The following is a 14,232-nucleotide window of genomic DNA, read 5'->3' on the forward strand; positions in this document are numbered from 1 at the left end:
CTGCCGAGTCGGCCCAGCCTGCCGGGCGGCGGTGCCCGCGGTGGGCACGGGGTGCTCGTGGCTCATGTGATCGCCGGCCAGTCGGCCGCCCCGGCCAGCGCGTCCAGCTCGGCGCGGAGGGCCGCCGCCGGGGGGTACCGCCCGTCCCGTTCGAGCAGCAGTGCGGGCGGGCGGTGCCGGGCGCAGAGCACGGCCACGAGGTCGAGGACCTCCGGCGGTACCGGATCGGTGTGCGTGTCGTGGTAGAGCCCGTCGTGCTCGGCACCCCCGGCGACGTGCACGTAGGCGATCCGCTCCAGCGGCAGCCGGTCGAGCAGGGCGAGCGGGTCGGTGCCCCGGTTACGGGCGTTGGCGTACACGTTGGCGATGTCGAGCAGCAGCAGGGCGTCGGTACGGTCCAGGATCTCGGTGACGAACGCTCCCTCGTCCAGTTCGTCGTCGGGCCAGTCGAACAGGGCGGCGATGGGTTCCAGCGCGATCGGCACCGGCAGGTCCGCCTGCGCCCGTCGGACGTTGGCCGCCACCGCCCGGACCGCCTCCCGGGTGCGCGGCAGCGGTAGCAGGTGACCGGCCTCCACCCCGCCGGCCCGGACGAAGGCGATGTGCTCACTGACCAGCGGCGCGTCCAGCAGGTCGGCGACTCCGGCCAGGTGGGCCACCCGGGCGGGCTCGACCGGTTCCGCGCTGCCGAGGGAGAGCCGCACCCCGTGCGGTACGACGGTGACGCCGGCCGCCCGTAACTCGGCGAGTCCGACCGGCGGTGGGCCGCCCGGGGTGACGCTCTCCGCGATCACCTCGACGAAGCGCAGGCCGGGCAGGTCGGCGACGAAGCCGGCGATCTCCGGCCGCCACCCGATCCCGACCCCCGCCGGCTGCGCCGCCCGGTTCGCGCCGGTCGTGCGGGGTGGCCCGGTCATCCCCCGCACCCGCCACCACCCCCGCAGCCACCGCCACCGCCGCAGCTGCTGCCGCCCCCGCTGTCGCCGCCCCCGCCCGCGCTGTCCCCGCCCCCGCCGGCGTAGCTACCGCCGCCGCCGCCGAGGGCCTGCCGCTGGATCTCGGCGCCGTCGGCGAAGGTGGGATCGAGCGCCCAGAGGGCGGCCCCGCCGAACAGCGCCACCCCCATGGCCGCGCCGGCCGCGCCGTAGGTGCCGTACGCGGGCGCGGCGGAGGGCGCCAGGTACCGGTAGTGGGTGCGCAGGTCGCGCAGCGCGGCCCGGCCGGCGCGGGTCCGGTGCGGCACCCGGCTGGCCTGCACCACGGCGATCACCGCAAGTACGGCCATGGTGGCGGCGAGGAAGCCCACCGGCCGGTCGTTCGTGACTCCGGCGACCAGGCGCAGGACGCCGACGAAGAGCAGCGCGAACAGCAGCGCCGGACCGAACCGGGCGGCGCGCCGCCGGTCGGCGTCGAGGGCCAGCCCTCGGCGCTCCAGGTCCTGCCGCAGTTCACCGAGCGCGGTGGACACCCAGTGGTCCTGCGGCAGGTCCCCGGTGCGGACGCCCCGGCCGGCCGCGTGGTGCACCGCTCGGTCGAGCGGCGTGGCGCCGGTGGGCAGCGGGCCGCTGGCCCGCAGCAGCCTGCGCCGGTCCGCGCTGATCGCGCCGATGCTGCGCAGGGCACCGATGGCGCTGTAGACGGCCAGCCGTGCACCGCCGTTGAGGTACGCCACCTGCTGCGGGCCGAGCTGGTCGGAGCCGGGCGCCCGGCGACCGTCGAAGAGCCAGGCGCGGTGCAGGGTCGAGCCGAGCACCACCAGCGCGGCGACCACGAGGTAGCCGGTGAGGAAGGTGGGGCCGGAGATGCCCCAGGTGTCGCCCGGTGCCGCCAGTAGGGTCATCAGAAGGGTCCTTCCGTGGACGCTCCGGCCTTCCGGCCGGGGAGGAAACGGAGCGAGGCAGGCGCGCGAGGGTATGGCGGCCTCATTGTGGAGCAGGCCCGCCAGCATGGAAACCACAGGTGAACCGGGTTCGCGCGCGTCGCCCGGTGATCGGGGCCCGCGCGGTCGCCGGCGTGCGCCGAACCGGTCAGCGGCGGCGGACCGCCTCCTCGACCAGGTCGAGCACCGGGCCGAGGTCGCCGGCGGGGCGACCCATCGCCAGGTGCAGGACCAGGCCGTCGTAGGCCAGTTCGAGGAAGCGGGCGAGCACGTCGATCGGTACGTCCTCGCGGAGCACCCCGGCCTCGCGCTGGCGGGCCAGCCGTTCCCGGGTGGCCTCGGCGATCGCGGCGGACCGCTCGGCCCAGCGGCGGGCGAAGGACGGGTCGGTCCGCAGCCGCCGGGACACCTCCAGTTGGCTGCCGAGCCAGCCGGTGGTGTCCGGTGACATCGCGCGGGCGAGCAGGTCCCGCATGACCTGTACGAGACCGTTGCGGGCCACCGTCTCCACCATCGTCGCCGCGTCGTCCTCGGCAACGGCGAGGAAGAGGGAGTCCTTGTCCCGGAAGTGGTGGAAGATCGCACCCCGGGAGAGACCGGTCGCCTCCTCCAGACGGCGGACGGTGGCGCCCTCGTAGCCGTGCCGGGCGAAGCAGGCCCGCGCGGCGGCGAGGATCTCCTGGCGGCGCGCGTCGAGTTGGTCCTGACTTACTCTGGGCACGGTGCGATCGTTCCAGGTGGCCGGCCCCGACGCAAACCGTACGTACGGCTTGAGTCGGGTGCGGCAGTGGGGCCGCGCCCTACGATCGCGGAATGATCCCCCTGCCCTCCGCCACGTTGACCGTGGCCGCCGTCCAGGCCGACCCGGTACCGGGTGACGTGGCCGGTAACGCGTCGCGCGCCGCCCGGCTGGTGCGTCGGGCGGTCGACGCCGCCGCCCGACTGGTGGTCCTGCCCGAACTGTTCCTCTCCGCGTACCATCCACCGGTCCTCGGCGCCGACCCGGCCGGCACCGACGTCGCGGCCGACCCGGACGGCCTGGTCGCCGATCCCCGGCTCGACCCGCTGCGCGTGGTGGCCCGGGACACGCGCACCGTGCTGGTCGTCGGCGCGGCCGTCCGGCACCCGGACCGACGGCGGACCATCTCCGCCCTGGTCGTCGACCGGGCCGGGACGGTCCGCGTCGGCTACGACAAGCAGCAGCTCTGGAGCGAGGAGCGGAAGCTGTTCACCCCGGGCCGGCGCGGGGCGACGCTGACGGTCGACGACTGGCGGTTCGGCCTCGGCATCTGCTACGACGGCTGCTTCCCGGAGCACGGTCGCGCCGCGGCGGACGACGGGGCGCACGGCTACCTCTGCCCGAGCGGCTACGTGGTCGGGTCCGCGCACCGGCGGGACGTCTACTACGCGGCCCGAGCGCTGGACAACACGATGTACGTGGTCTTCGCCAACTCCGTCGACGGCGTCGCCCCCTGGCGGTTCAACGGCGGGGCCGCCGTGTACGACCCGGAGGGGCGCTGCCTGGTACGCGGCGCAGACACCGGCGAGGACGTGCTGGTCGCGACCCTCGACCCGGAACAGCTGGCCCGGACCCGGGCCGACCACCCGATGCTCGCCGACCGGCTGTCCGACCAGGGGGCGGAGCGGGTGCGGGTGACCGGCTGAACCCGGGACCGCCGGACGGGTGCCCGGAGTCGGGTTGCCCGTCCGGCGGGGGTAAATCGGTTGCGGGCCGGACGGACGGTGGCGAGCATGGTCCGCGCAGATCGCACACCGGGCGTCGCCCGGTCGAGGAGAGGGGGTCGGTCATGGCCGTCTTCGCAGGGTCGTTCCACCTGCCTCCATCAGCCTCGACCAAGGGATCACCGAACCCGTGCGTGAATACGACTCCACCCCGGCGGCGCGCGAGCGCCGACCGCGCGGCAAGCGCCGCTTCGACGACGACGAACCACAGTTCCTGAAGCCCGGCCGGCAGGCCCGGCCGACACCCGTCTCCGACGACGGGGACCCCGACCATCCGCTGGTCGGTGACCGCTGGTCGACCTGGGACCAGGCGACCCGTGGGCCCGAGCCGCACCCGGACTGGGTGGTCACCGAACTCGCCGCCCAGGACACCGAACTCGGGGTGCTGAAGACCGGCAAGGAGGCGGACGTCCACCTCCTCCGGCGTGCGGTGCCCGACACCGACCGGTCCTGTCTGCTGGCGGTCAAGCGTTACCGGGCTCCGGAGCACCGGCTGTTCCACCGGGACGCCGGCTACCTGGAGGGCCGCCGGGTACGGCGCTCCCGGGAGACCCGGGCGATGGCCGGCCGCACCGCCTTCGGCCGGCAGATGATCGCCGGGCAGTGGGCGGCGGCCGAGTTCGCCGTGCTCTCCCGGCTCTGGGAGATCGGGGTCTCCCTCGGTACGGTCGCGGTGCCGTATCCGGTGCAACTGATCGGCACCGAGCTGATGCTGGAGTTCATCGGCGACGCCGCCGAGGGGCAGGCCGCGCCCCGCCTCGCCCAGCTGCGCCCCGGCCCGGACGAGCTGCGCGGGCTCTGGACGCAGTTGGTGGACGTGCTGGTCGTACTGGCCCGAACCGGTCACGCCCACGGCGACCTGTCGCCGTACAACCTCCTGGTGCACGACGGTCGGCTGGTCCTCATCGACCTGCCGCAGGCCGTCGACGTGGTGGCGAACCCGCAGGGGGCGGAGTTCCTCGCCCGGGACGTCCGCGTGGTGGCCACCTGGTTCGCCGCCCGGGGACTGCCGGCCGACCTGGTCGACCCGGCGGCGCTCACCGGGCAACTGCTCCGGGAGGCCGGACTGCGCTGAGCCGTCGACCGGCCCGGACCCGCCCCGACCGGGCGGGTCCGGCCCGGTCCGCCGTTCGCCGGGGTGGTCCCCGACGTCGCGGCAGGCCGCCAGCCCGGTGGCGCGCAGGCCCGAGCGGCCGGTCACTGGAGGTAACGTTCGACCTCCGGAACCGGTCGGGCGCCCTGGCTCTCCGGGTCGTTGTGGTTCTGCCGGGCCGCCCGTCGACGGCGCAGCAGGTCCCAGCACTGGTCCAGCCCCTCCTCCAGTTCACGCAGTCGCGCGCGGGCGTCGTCGTCGGTTCCGGCCTGGCTGGCCTGCGCGTCCGCCCGCAGCCGGTGTTCCTCGTCGACCATGTCGGCGATGCGGTTCAGGATGGTCTTGTCGTCCATGGGTCGAGCCTGGCACAGGCCGTCCGACCGCGCCCGGCTTCCGACGCGTCGGCGGGATTCGGTAGGTTGCCGGACGATGACCATCACCGTCCGCGACTTCCGGCCCGGGGACGCGGCCGAGGTGGCCGAGGTGCTCCGGGCCGCCGCGCCGCACTGGGTGTTCAGTGCGGCGGCACTGCGCTGGCAGGCGACCCACGGTGCGCCGGCCGCGCGGCACCGGATGCTGCTCGCCGAGGCCGACGGCGCGGTGGTCGGGGTCGCCCGGACCGGTCTGCTGCACGAGAGCGCCGAACCGGGACTCGGGTACGCCAACGTCAACGTGCTGCCGCCGCGGCGGGGCAGGGGAGTGGGCACGATCCTGCTGGAAGCGGCCGAGCGGCGGCTGCGGGCGATCGGCGCGCGCGCGGCGCACGCCATGGTGACCGACGAGCCGGGGGTCGCCTTCGCCGAGCGGCACGGCTACCGGCGCGGCCGGGGCCGCACGCGCCTGGGGTTGGACCTGACCGCCGGGGTGCCGCCCGTGCCGCCACCCCCGTCCGGCGTGCGGATCACCACCGCGGAGATCCTGGTCCGGGACCCGCGTCCGCTCTACGAGGCGGACCTGGAGGTTTCCCGGGACGAGCCGGGGGACGTCGGCATGGACGCGATCCGCTACCCCGACTGGCGGGTCACCTACTGGGACCGTCCCGACCTGGACCGGACACTGACGACCGTCGCGACATGTGACGGGGCGGTGGTGGCGTTCACCTTTGCGCTGACCGACGGCTCAACGCGCTACCAGTCCGGGATGACCGGTGTGCGGCGGGCGTACCGGGGGCGCGGGCTGGCTCGCGCGGTCAAGCACGCCGCCCTGTGCCGGGCCGCCGAAGCGGGCTACACCATCGCTCTGACCAGCAACGACGCCGGAAACGCAGCGATGTTGGCGGTCAACGACCGGCTCGGCTACGCCCCGGTCGCCACCGAGTGGCGGTACCGGCGCACGCTGTCCCGCTGACCGATCACGCAGTCGTCCTTTGTGGACGCAGCAAATGTTGTCAGCGAAAATTTCTCGCCCCCCGTCTGGTGAACCGGACATCGTGGTGGCATGCTCAGCGGGTTGTGTGACTCGCAATGACGGTCCCGCGACTCAGTGGTGATACCGGGAGGAGTCCAAAAGGTGGGAACGCCGCACCCCTTCCCGGCGCATGCCAGTCGTCCCGCGAGGGTCCCCCTGCGCCGGATGCTGCCCGCCCTGGTCCGTGATCCGGCCCGCGCGCTCATCGACGCCGGGAACCGGACCGGAGGCCGGCTCGCCCGCATCAACCTCGGCTCGTTCCGTCCCTATCTGGTCACCCATCCCGAGCATGTCCAGTACGTGCTGCGCGAGCGGTCGGAGAACTACGAGCGGGCCGGCGACGGGCTGTTCTGGCGGCCCGTCAAGCGGCTCTTCGGCGAGGGGATCCTCGGTGAGGGGCAGATCTGGTCGGCCAGCCGTCGGATGCTCCAGCCGATGTTCACCGCCAAGCGGGTCGAGTCGATGATCGACGGGATGGCCGAGGCGATCTCCGCGGCCGTCGACGAGCTGGACTCCCCGTCCCGGGCCGGACGGCCGGTCGACATCGGCAACGAGCAGGCCAGGATCGTCTGCCGGGCGATCATGAAGGTGCTCTTCGCCGACAAGATCTCGGTGGCCGACGCGATGCGGGTCGTGGATGCGCAGGACGCCATCGCCAGCGCGGTGATCCCCCGGATCGTGGTGCCCTTCGCGCCGTTGTCGTTGCCCATGCCGGGCGACCGGACCTTCCGCCGGGCGGTCCGGGTCGTCGACGAGGTGCTCGTTCCCATCGTGCGGCAATCCCGGGCCACGGCGGAGGAGGGCGACGACATCATCTCCACCTTGTGGCGGGCCCGCACCGACGACGGCCGGCAGCTCGACGAACAGCAGGTGCGCAACGACACGGTGGCGATGTTCGCGGCCACCACGGAAACCACCATCAACGTGCTGACCTGGCTCTGGCCGCACCTGGACGAGCACCCCGAAGTCGCCGACCGGCTCTACGAGGAGATCAACCGGGTGGTGGGCGACGAGCCGGTCCGCCGAGAGCACCTCGACGAGCTGCGCTACACCCGGATGGTCCTCGACGAACTGCTGCGCCTGTATCCGATCGGGTGGCTGATCCCCCGCCGGGCGGTCGCCGCCGACGTCATCGGCGGCGTGGAGATCGAGGCCGGGGCGACCGTGGTGGCCAGTCCGCTGATCACCCAACGGATGACGGCGTTCTGGGACCGGCCCGACGAGTTCGACCCGGAGCGGTTCCGCCCCGAGCGGATCCGGGCCCGCCACCGCTACGCCCACTTCCCCTTCGGCGGGGGCCCGCACCAGTGCCTCGGCATGTACCTCTTCTACCTGGAGGCGCAGCTCATCGTCGCCACCATGCTGAGCCGGTACCGGTTCCGGCTGCGGCAGCCCGGGGTGCCCGGACTACGGCTGGCGGCGGCGCTGCGGCCCCGCCGCCGGGTGGAACTGACCCTCACCGGTGCGGCGTCCTCGGCCGTCGCCTGAGCGAAACGGACGGAATGGACCTCAACGCCCACGCTGCGGATGCCGTCGAGCAGGGCCGGATCTGCGCCCTGGCCGCCCGGGGGCAGCGCGACCTGCAGAAGTGCGCCGCCGGGTACCCGGAACTGTTCTCCGGCGCGCCCTTCGACGGTGCCCTCTTCGGCAACATCGCCATGGCCATCGCGTTCAGCTCCCCCTGGTCGGACGTGACGGAACTGCGGGTCACCAACCGCGCGGTGCTGTGGGGGTTCGCCCTCGACTGGCAGGTGGACTACCTGGCGAAGTCCCGGACGGAGATCGACCGTCTGGTCGAGACCAGCCTCGCGGTGGTCGACGGTGCCACCCCGGCGGCGGACGACCCGCTCGCGCGGTTCCTCGCCGAACTCTGTGCCGACCTGGCCGCAGTGCCGGCCTATCCGCGCCTGCGCGACGTGTGGCGGGCGGCGGTGCACCGGACCCTGGCCGCGATGGCGGTCGAGTGGCAGTGGCGGGCGGCCCGCCGGGACCTCACCGGCACGCTGCCCACCTTCGAGGAGTACCTCGCCAACGCCGACAACCTGGCCTGCACCGTGGTCAACGTCGCGCACTGGATCCGCACCGGCGACGAGGAGACGCACCGCGCGCTGCCCCGTCTGGTCGAGGCCAGCGACGAGGCACAGCGGGTGCTGCGCCTGGTCAACGACCTCGGCACGTACCAGCGGGACCTGGAATGGGGCGATCTCAACGCGATCATGCTGGTGCCCGACCGGGCCGAGGTCGAGCAGCGGGTCGGTGTCCTCACCGGACGCTGCCAGGAACTGCTGGCCGCCCTGGCGGTCGACTGCCCCCGGCCGGCGACGTACCTCACCCGGCAGGTCGGCTTCAGCAGCGGCTTCTACCGATCCACGGACTTCTGGGGGTCGGCCCGGTGAGCATCCTCGCGGCCACCCGGGACCTGCTCGGGGAGATGACCGCGACACCGACCGGGCAGTCGTCGGTGTCGGTGTACGAGACGGGCCGCCTGGTGAGCCTGTCGCCGTGGCTGACCCTGCACGCCGAGCGGGTCCGCTACCTGCTCGACGCGGAACACCCGAGGGGCGGTTGGGGCGGCCCCGGCGGCTACGGGCTGGTGCCGACGCTCAGCGCCACCGAGGGGCTGCTCGCCGCGCTGCGTCGGGGTGACCTGGCCGGGGCCCCGGCGCTCGGTGCGGTCGCCGCCGTCGACCGGGGACTGTCCGTGCTCGCCGAGCGGCTCACCGCCGTTCCCGCGTCGGCCCTGCCGGACATGCCGGCCATCGACCTGATCGTTCCGGCCCTGGTGGAGGCCCTCACCGCCCATCTGGACGCGATGCGGGACGACCCGGTGGCCGGACTGGACCGGTGGCCGGCCGCGCCCCGGCTGCCGTTGCCACCGGGGATGGCGCCCACCCGGCTGGCCCGGGTCCGCGCGGCCCTGGCATCGGGCCATCCGCTGCCCGAGAAGCTGCTGCACGCGCTGGAGGTCGTCGGGCCGGCGGCACGCCGGGCGGCCGGGGTCGCACCGGTCGGACCGGGCACGGTGGGCGCCTCGCCCGCGGCGACGGCCGCCTGGCTCGGCGTCCCGGACGCCAGCACCCGGGCCGCGCGGGCGTATCTGGAGGGGGTGGTCCGTCAGCACGGCGGGCCGGTCCCGTGCACCAGCCCGATCAGCGTCTTCGAACGGTCCTGGGTGCTCAGCGCGCTGTCGCGGGCCGGGGTGCCGCTGACCGTACCGCCGTCGGTGCTGGCCAGCCTGCTCGACACCCTCGGTCCGGCGGGCACCGCCACCGCCCCGGGCCTGCCCGTGGACGCCGACACCACCTCGGTGACCCTCTACGCGCTCGCCCGCGCCGGGCACCCGGTCGACCCGTCGAGTCTCTGGTCCTTCGACACCGGGGAACACTTCTGCACCTGGCCGAAGGAGGACGGCGCCTCCATCACCACCAACGCGCACGTGCTGGACGCCTTCGGCTGGCACCTGCGGCACACCGGCGAGCGGTCGCGGCAGCACGCCGCCGTGGTGCGTCGGCTGACCACCTGGCTGGCCGACCGGCAGGCCCCGGAAGGCTCGTGGAGTTCCGACCGCTGGCACGCCTCGCCGTACTACGCCACCAGTTGCGCGGTGCTCGCCCTGCACGGGTACGGCGTCGGCGCGGCCGTGGAGCCGGTGGTGCGGCGGGCGGTGCGCTGGGTGCTGGCCGGTCAGCACCCGGACGGCTCCTGGGGCCGCTGGGGCGGTACCGCCGAGGAGACCGCGTACGCGCTCCAGGTGCTGCTCGCGGCCGGACCGACCTCGCCCGACCAGTGTGCCGGGGCGATCGCCCGGGGCTGGCGGTGGCTGGCCACGACGGGCGGCCCGGACGGTGGACCGGCGCTCTGGCACGACAAGGACCTGTATCGTCCGTCACTGATCGTTCGCGCGGCGGTGCTCGGGGTGACCTGGTGGGGGCGCAGGTGGGCCGGTCCGGATCCGGTCGAGGCGGGCACGTCCCCCCGTAGTGCCATGATCAGGATCGCTTGAGTGAACCTCCCGACGCTGCTAGCGTGCGCCGGGGTCGATCGGTGCGTCGACCGCCCACGCTCGGGCACGTCAATCGAATCCCCGGCCAGGACGGTGTAATGGGTTCCCGCAGTACGAATCTCCGTACGAAAGTCGTCGCACTGCTCGCGTCGCTCGTCGCGCTCTGGGGCTTCGCGGCGTGGGTGACCGTCGGGGACGGTTTCAACCTGCTCGGGGTCCAGACCCTCAACGCCCGGGTCTTCGCGCCCAGCGAGCCGCTGCTGTTGCAGTTGCAGAAGGAGCGCCGACTCTCCCTGGCCTACCTGGGACGGCCGGAGGCCGGGCAGTTGGAGACGCTGCGCGCGGAGCGGGAACGCACCGACGAGCTGGCCCGCGCGTTCGAGGCCTCCGCGGTCAACTGGCGTACCGAGATCCCGGCGAGCACCGAGGTCGAGCGGGCGGTCGACGACGTGCTCACCGGTCTGGAGGGACTCACCCGGACCCGCACGGAGATCGACGACAAGAGCATCGACCGGACGACGGCGCTGACCTCCTACGTGGAGGTGGTCGACGCGATGTTCCGGCTCTACGACGAGCTGGGCGGTCTCGACGACCGGCAGGTCGCCCACGACACGGCCGCGCTGATCGAACTCAACCGCGCCCGGGAACTGCTGTCCCAGGAGGACGCGCTGCTGCACGGCGCGCTCGCCGCCGGCCGGATCACCGCGACCGAGCAGGCGCAGTTCGCCCAGCTGGTCGGCGCCCAGCGCTACATCGCCGGCAGCACCATCAGCGCGCTGCCCGTGGCGGACCGCAACCGTTACCAGCAGATGTCCCAGGGGGAGGCGTACCAGCGCCTGCGCACCCTGGAGGACCGGGTCATCCAGGCCCGCAGCGCCGAGTCGCGTCCGCCGGTCGAGCTGAACTCCTGGCAGGGTGCGGTCGACCCGGCGTTGCAGCAGCTCAACGACGTGGTGGGGGCCGGCGGTGACGACGTGGTCGACCGGGCCACGCCGGTCGCCGTCGGGGTCATCACCCGGCTGGTGCTGGCCACCGGTCTGGGTCTGCTCGCCGTCGTCGCCTCGATCATCGTCTCGATCTCCACCGCCCGGGCGCTGCTGCGGCAGTTGGAGCGCCTGCGGGAGGCCGCGTTCCAGCTGGCCCGGGAGCAGCTGCCCAACGTGGTGGAGCGGCTCGGCCGGGGCGAGGAGGTCGACGTCGCCGCCGAGGCGCCCCCCCTGGAGTTCGGTGACGACGAGATCGGGCAGGTGGGCCAGGCCTTCAACGTCGTGCAGGAGACCGCGATCCGCACCGCGGTCGAGCAGGCCGAGCTGCGGCGCAACGTCCGTGACGTCTTCCTCAGCCTGGCCCGGCGGACCCAGGCCCTGGTCCACCGGCAGCTCACCCTGCTCGACGCGATGGAGCGGCGGGAGAACGACGCGGAGGAGCTGGAGGACCTGTTCCGGGTCGACCACCTGGCCACCCGGATGCGGCGCAACGCGGAGAACCTGATCGTCCTCTCCGGCTCGACGCCGGGCCGGGCCTGGCGGCGCAACGTCCCGATGGTCGACGTGGTCCGGGGTGCGGTGGCCGAGGTCGAGGACTACACCCGGGTCAACGTGCTGCCCCTCGGGTCGGTCTCGCTCGCCGGTCGGGCGGTGGGTGACATCATCCACCTGCTCGCCGAGCTGATCGAGAACGGCCTCTCCTTCTCGCCGCCGCACACCAGTGTGGAGGTGCGGGGGCAGCTGGTCGGCAACGGTTTCGCGATCGAGATCGAGGACCGGGGCCTGGGCATGAGCGAGGAGGACCTCGCCGCCGCCAACGATCGCATCGTGGACCGGTCCGAACTGAACCTGGCCAACGCCACCCGGCTCGGCCTCTACGTGGTCAGCCGGTTGACCGAGCGGCACGGGATCCGGGTGCACCTGAAGGAGTCCCCGTACGGCGGCACCACGGCGGTCGTGCTGATCCCGCTGGATCTGGTCACCACCGACGAGGAGGAGCCGGGTGGCTCCCGCGCCGGTGGGACGAACCCGGCGGCGGGACCGGCCGCGACCGGCGCCGGGCCGTCCGGCCCGCGTCCGGCGACGCTGGTGGCGCCCGAGGCGCCGCGCCAGGGGCCCGAGGGCACCGGCGGCGACGAGCCGCAGCAGCTGCCCACCCGGGTACGGACGACGCTGGAGCGCCCCCGGGCACCGCAGGACACGCCCACCGAGGGCGGGTCCGGGCTGCCGACCCGGGCCCGGCGCTGGTCGGAGCAGTCCGCCCTGGACGGTCCCACCTTCCCGACCGGCCTGCCGGTGGCCACCCCGCGCCCCGGCACCGGGCCGAAGGTGGAGCACGGTGGCCCGACCCCGTGCCCGGCGGCCGAGCCGCCCAAGACCGATTCCGGCCTGCCGATGCGGGTCCGCCAGGCGAACCTCGCGCCCGAGCTGCGGGACGAGACGCCCGCCGTGGACACCCCGGACGACGAGACGGTCCGCCCACCCGAGCAGGTCCGACGGATGATGAGTTCGTACCAGACCGGCACCCGGCGGGGGCGCACCGACGCCGCCCGGTTGCTGGGTGGCCCGGCCGGTGCTCCGGAGCAGGCGGAGACGCCACACGACGAGGATCGGCAAGCGACGTGAGCGGGGTGCGGTGGCGGGCGAGCCCGTCCACCGGCCCCGGAGTGAGCCCAGACGAGCACGGCGACCAGCCGGGTTGAGAAGAGGACGACGAGTGGCGCAGAAGACGGCTTCGAGTGCCGACCTGACGTGGTTGTTGGATGATCTGGTCGGCCGGGTGAAGCAGGCCGAACACGCTATCGCTCTCTCCACGGACGGCCTCATGATGGCCTCGTCCCGAGGGTTGAGTCGGGACGACGGCGAGCACCTGGCGGCGATGGCCGCGGGCATCCAGAGCCTGGCCCGGGGGGCGGGCAAGCGGTTCGGTGGCGGGCAGGTCCAGCAGACCATCATCGAGATGCAGTCGTCGTTCCTGTTCGTCACGGCGGCCGGGCGTAACGCCTGTCTCGCCGTGCTCGCCTCCGAGGACGCCGACGTGGGGCTGATCGCGTACGAGATGGCGATGCTCGTGACCCGGGTCGGCAAGTACGTCGCCTCGCCCTCCCGGTCGTCGGAGCAGTCGGCCGTCGCCGAGAAGTAGCCCGAGATGACCGTTACCGGGGGGCCGATGGAAGACAAGTGGGTGGACGACCACGCGGGACCGGTGGTGCGCCCGTACGCGGTGACCCGCGGACGGGCCCGGCCGGTCACCGGTACGTTCGACCTGATCTCCCTCGTGACGGCGATCCAGTCGGATGTCACACCGGAGGCGGGTCTCGGGCCGGAACACCTCGCGATCGTCGGGCTCTGTCAACGGATGCAGTCCGTCGCGGAGATAGCGGCGCATCTCGACCTGCCGGTGGGCACCATCCGGGTGCTCCTGGGCGACCTGGTGGCCCGCAACCTGGTGCAGGTCCGCGAGCCGCGGGCCACCGGCGGCCTTCCCGACGACAGTATTTTCGAGGCGGTTATCAATGGACTTCGGGCACTCTGAGCATCCGGCGGAGACGGTGCCCACCGCGATCAAGATCCTGATCGCGGGTGGTTTCGGCGTGGGCAAGACAACCATGGTCGGTGCGGTCAGCGAGACCCGCCCGCTGCGCACCGAGGAGGTCCTCACCGAGACGGGGGTCGGCATCGACGACCTGTCCGGGGTGGAGGACAAGGTGACCACGACCGTGGCGATGGACTTCGGCCGGATCACCATCAGCGACGACCTGGTGCTCTACCTCTTCGGCACGCCGGGCCAGGACCGGTTCTGGTTCGTCTGGGACGAGCTGGCGCTCGGGGCGATCGGTGCGGTGGTCCTCGCCGACACCCGCCGGCTGGCCGACTGTTTCCCCTCGATCGACTACTTCGAGGGGCGGGGCACCCCGTTCGTGGTGGCGGTGAACTGTTTCGAGGGGGCCCGGCGGTACCGGCTGGACGAGGTGCAGGCGGCGCTGAACCTGGACCCGGACGTCCCGGTGCTGCTCTGCGACGCCCGGCAGCGGCAGTCCAGCAAGGACGTGCTCATCACCCTGCTGGAGCACGCGATGAAGACGCGGGCCGCGCGCAACACCGCGGAGTGACCACGGGC

General features: G+C 73.5%; 14 protein-coding genes. 10 read left to right on the plus strand and 4 right to left on the minus strand.

Translation table 11 applies throughout. The features are described 5' to 3' along the window. Positions 1 to 62: 62 nt before the first annotated feature. The 3 genes from AB0F58_RS22990 to AB0F58_RS23000 all read right to left on the minus strand — a co-directional run bounded on the left by AB0F58_RS22990 (position 63) and on the right by AB0F58_RS23000 (position 2,600). Positions 63 to 917 (minus strand): DUF692 domain-containing protein, encoded by an 855-nt coding sequence (locus tag AB0F58_RS22990; protein ID WP_357146400.1) that lies wholly within the window; start codon positions 915 to 917, stop codon positions 63 to 65. Continuing rightward, a complete protein-coding gene (locus AB0F58_RS22995; protein WP_357146402.1) occupies positions 914 to 1,840 on the minus strand; it encodes a TIGR04222 domain-containing membrane protein in 927 nt (308 codons plus the stop codon). Before AB0F58_RS22995 ends, AB0F58_RS22990 begins: the two co-directional genes overlap by 4 nt. Positions 1,841 to 2,027: 187 nt before the next feature. Then, complete coding sequence (locus tag AB0F58_RS23000; RefSeq protein ID WP_357146404.1) at positions 2,028 to 2,600, minus strand: helix-turn-helix domain-containing protein; 573 nt, start codon at positions 2,598 to 2,600, stop codon at positions 2,028 to 2,030. Positions 2,601 to 2,692: 92 nt separating this feature from the next. Between AB0F58_RS23000 and AB0F58_RS23005 the strand changes: the two genes are divergently transcribed. Together AB0F58_RS23005 and AB0F58_RS23010 are read left to right on the plus strand one after the other, a co-directional pair. Continuing rightward, on the plus strand, positions 2,693 to 3,544 hold the full coding sequence (locus AB0F58_RS23005) for a carbon-nitrogen hydrolase family protein (protein ID WP_357146407.1): 852 nt from the start codon (positions 2,693 to 2,695) through the stop codon (positions 3,542 to 3,544). 208 nt (positions 3,545 to 3,752) lie between these two features. After that, complete coding sequence (locus tag AB0F58_RS23010) at positions 3,753 to 4,697, plus strand: RIO1 family regulatory kinase/ATPase (protein WP_357146410.1); 945 nt, start codon at positions 3,753 to 3,755, stop codon at positions 4,695 to 4,697. A 122-nt stretch (positions 4,698 to 4,819) separates the two neighbouring features. On the opposite strand, the gene AB0F58_RS23015 is transcribed toward AB0F58_RS23010, so the two are convergent. Continuing rightward, the gene (locus tag AB0F58_RS23015) at positions 4,820 to 5,068 is read right to left on the minus strand and encodes a DUF2630 family protein (protein WP_357146413.1); all 249 of its coding nucleotides are present in this window, start codon (positions 5,066 to 5,068) and stop codon (positions 4,820 to 4,822) included. Positions 5,069 to 5,144: 76 nt separating this feature from the next. Between AB0F58_RS23015 and AB0F58_RS23020 the strand changes: the two genes are divergently transcribed. The 8 genes from AB0F58_RS23020 (at position 5,145) to AB0F58_RS23055 (ending at position 14,224) form a co-directional block, all read left to right on the plus strand. Beyond that, a complete protein-coding gene (locus tag AB0F58_RS23020) occupies positions 5,145 to 6,062 on the plus strand; it encodes a GNAT family N-acetyltransferase (protein WP_357146415.1) in 918 nt (305 codons plus the stop codon). 225 nt (positions 6,063 to 6,287) lie between these two features. Continuing rightward, positions 6,288 to 7,610, plus strand: a complete 1,323-nt coding sequence (locus tag AB0F58_RS23025; RefSeq protein ID WP_357146764.1) for a cytochrome P450 — start codon at positions 6,288 to 6,290, stop codon at positions 7,608 to 7,610. 14 nt (positions 7,611 to 7,624) lie between these two features. Beyond that, positions 7,625 to 8,518 (plus strand): terpene synthase family protein, encoded by an 894-nt coding sequence (locus tag AB0F58_RS23030; RefSeq protein WP_357146418.1) that lies wholly within the window; start codon positions 7,625 to 7,627, stop codon positions 8,516 to 8,518. Further along, the gene (locus AB0F58_RS23035) at positions 8,515 to 10,125 is read left to right on the plus strand and encodes a prenyltransferase/squalene oxidase repeat-containing protein (protein ID WP_357146421.1); all 1,611 of its coding nucleotides are present in this window, start codon (positions 8,515 to 8,517) and stop codon (positions 10,123 to 10,125) included. The genes AB0F58_RS23030 and AB0F58_RS23035 overlap by 4 nt, the downstream gene beginning before the upstream one ends. A gap of 98 nt (positions 10,126 to 10,223) precedes the next feature. After that, positions 10,224 to 12,737: a nitrate- and nitrite sensing domain-containing protein gene (locus AB0F58_RS23040; RefSeq protein ID WP_357146424.1), complete on the plus strand. Its 2,514-nt coding sequence runs from the start codon at positions 10,224 to 10,226 to the stop codon at positions 12,735 to 12,737. Between the two features lie 91 nt (positions 12,738 to 12,828). Beyond that, a complete protein-coding gene (locus tag AB0F58_RS23045; RefSeq protein ID WP_088983080.1) occupies positions 12,829 to 13,254 on the plus strand; it encodes a roadblock/LC7 domain-containing protein in 426 nt (141 codons plus the stop codon). Between the two features lie 6 nt (positions 13,255 to 13,260). After that, positions 13,261 to 13,647, plus strand: coding sequence for a DUF742 domain-containing protein (locus AB0F58_RS23050; protein ID WP_357146428.1), 387 nt, complete (start codon positions 13,261 to 13,263; stop codon positions 13,645 to 13,647). Next, positions 13,628 to 14,224, plus strand: coding sequence for an ATP/GTP-binding protein (locus tag AB0F58_RS23055; RefSeq protein ID WP_357146431.1), 597 nt, complete (start codon positions 13,628 to 13,630; stop codon positions 14,222 to 14,224). Before AB0F58_RS23050 ends, AB0F58_RS23055 begins: the two co-directional genes overlap by 20 nt. Positions 14,225 to 14,232 lie beyond the last annotated feature (8 nt).

Source organism: Micromonospora sp. NPDC023956 (genome assembly GCF_040639195.1).
Taxonomy (GTDB): Bacteria; Actinomycetota; Actinomycetes; order Mycobacteriales; family Micromonosporaceae; genus Micromonospora.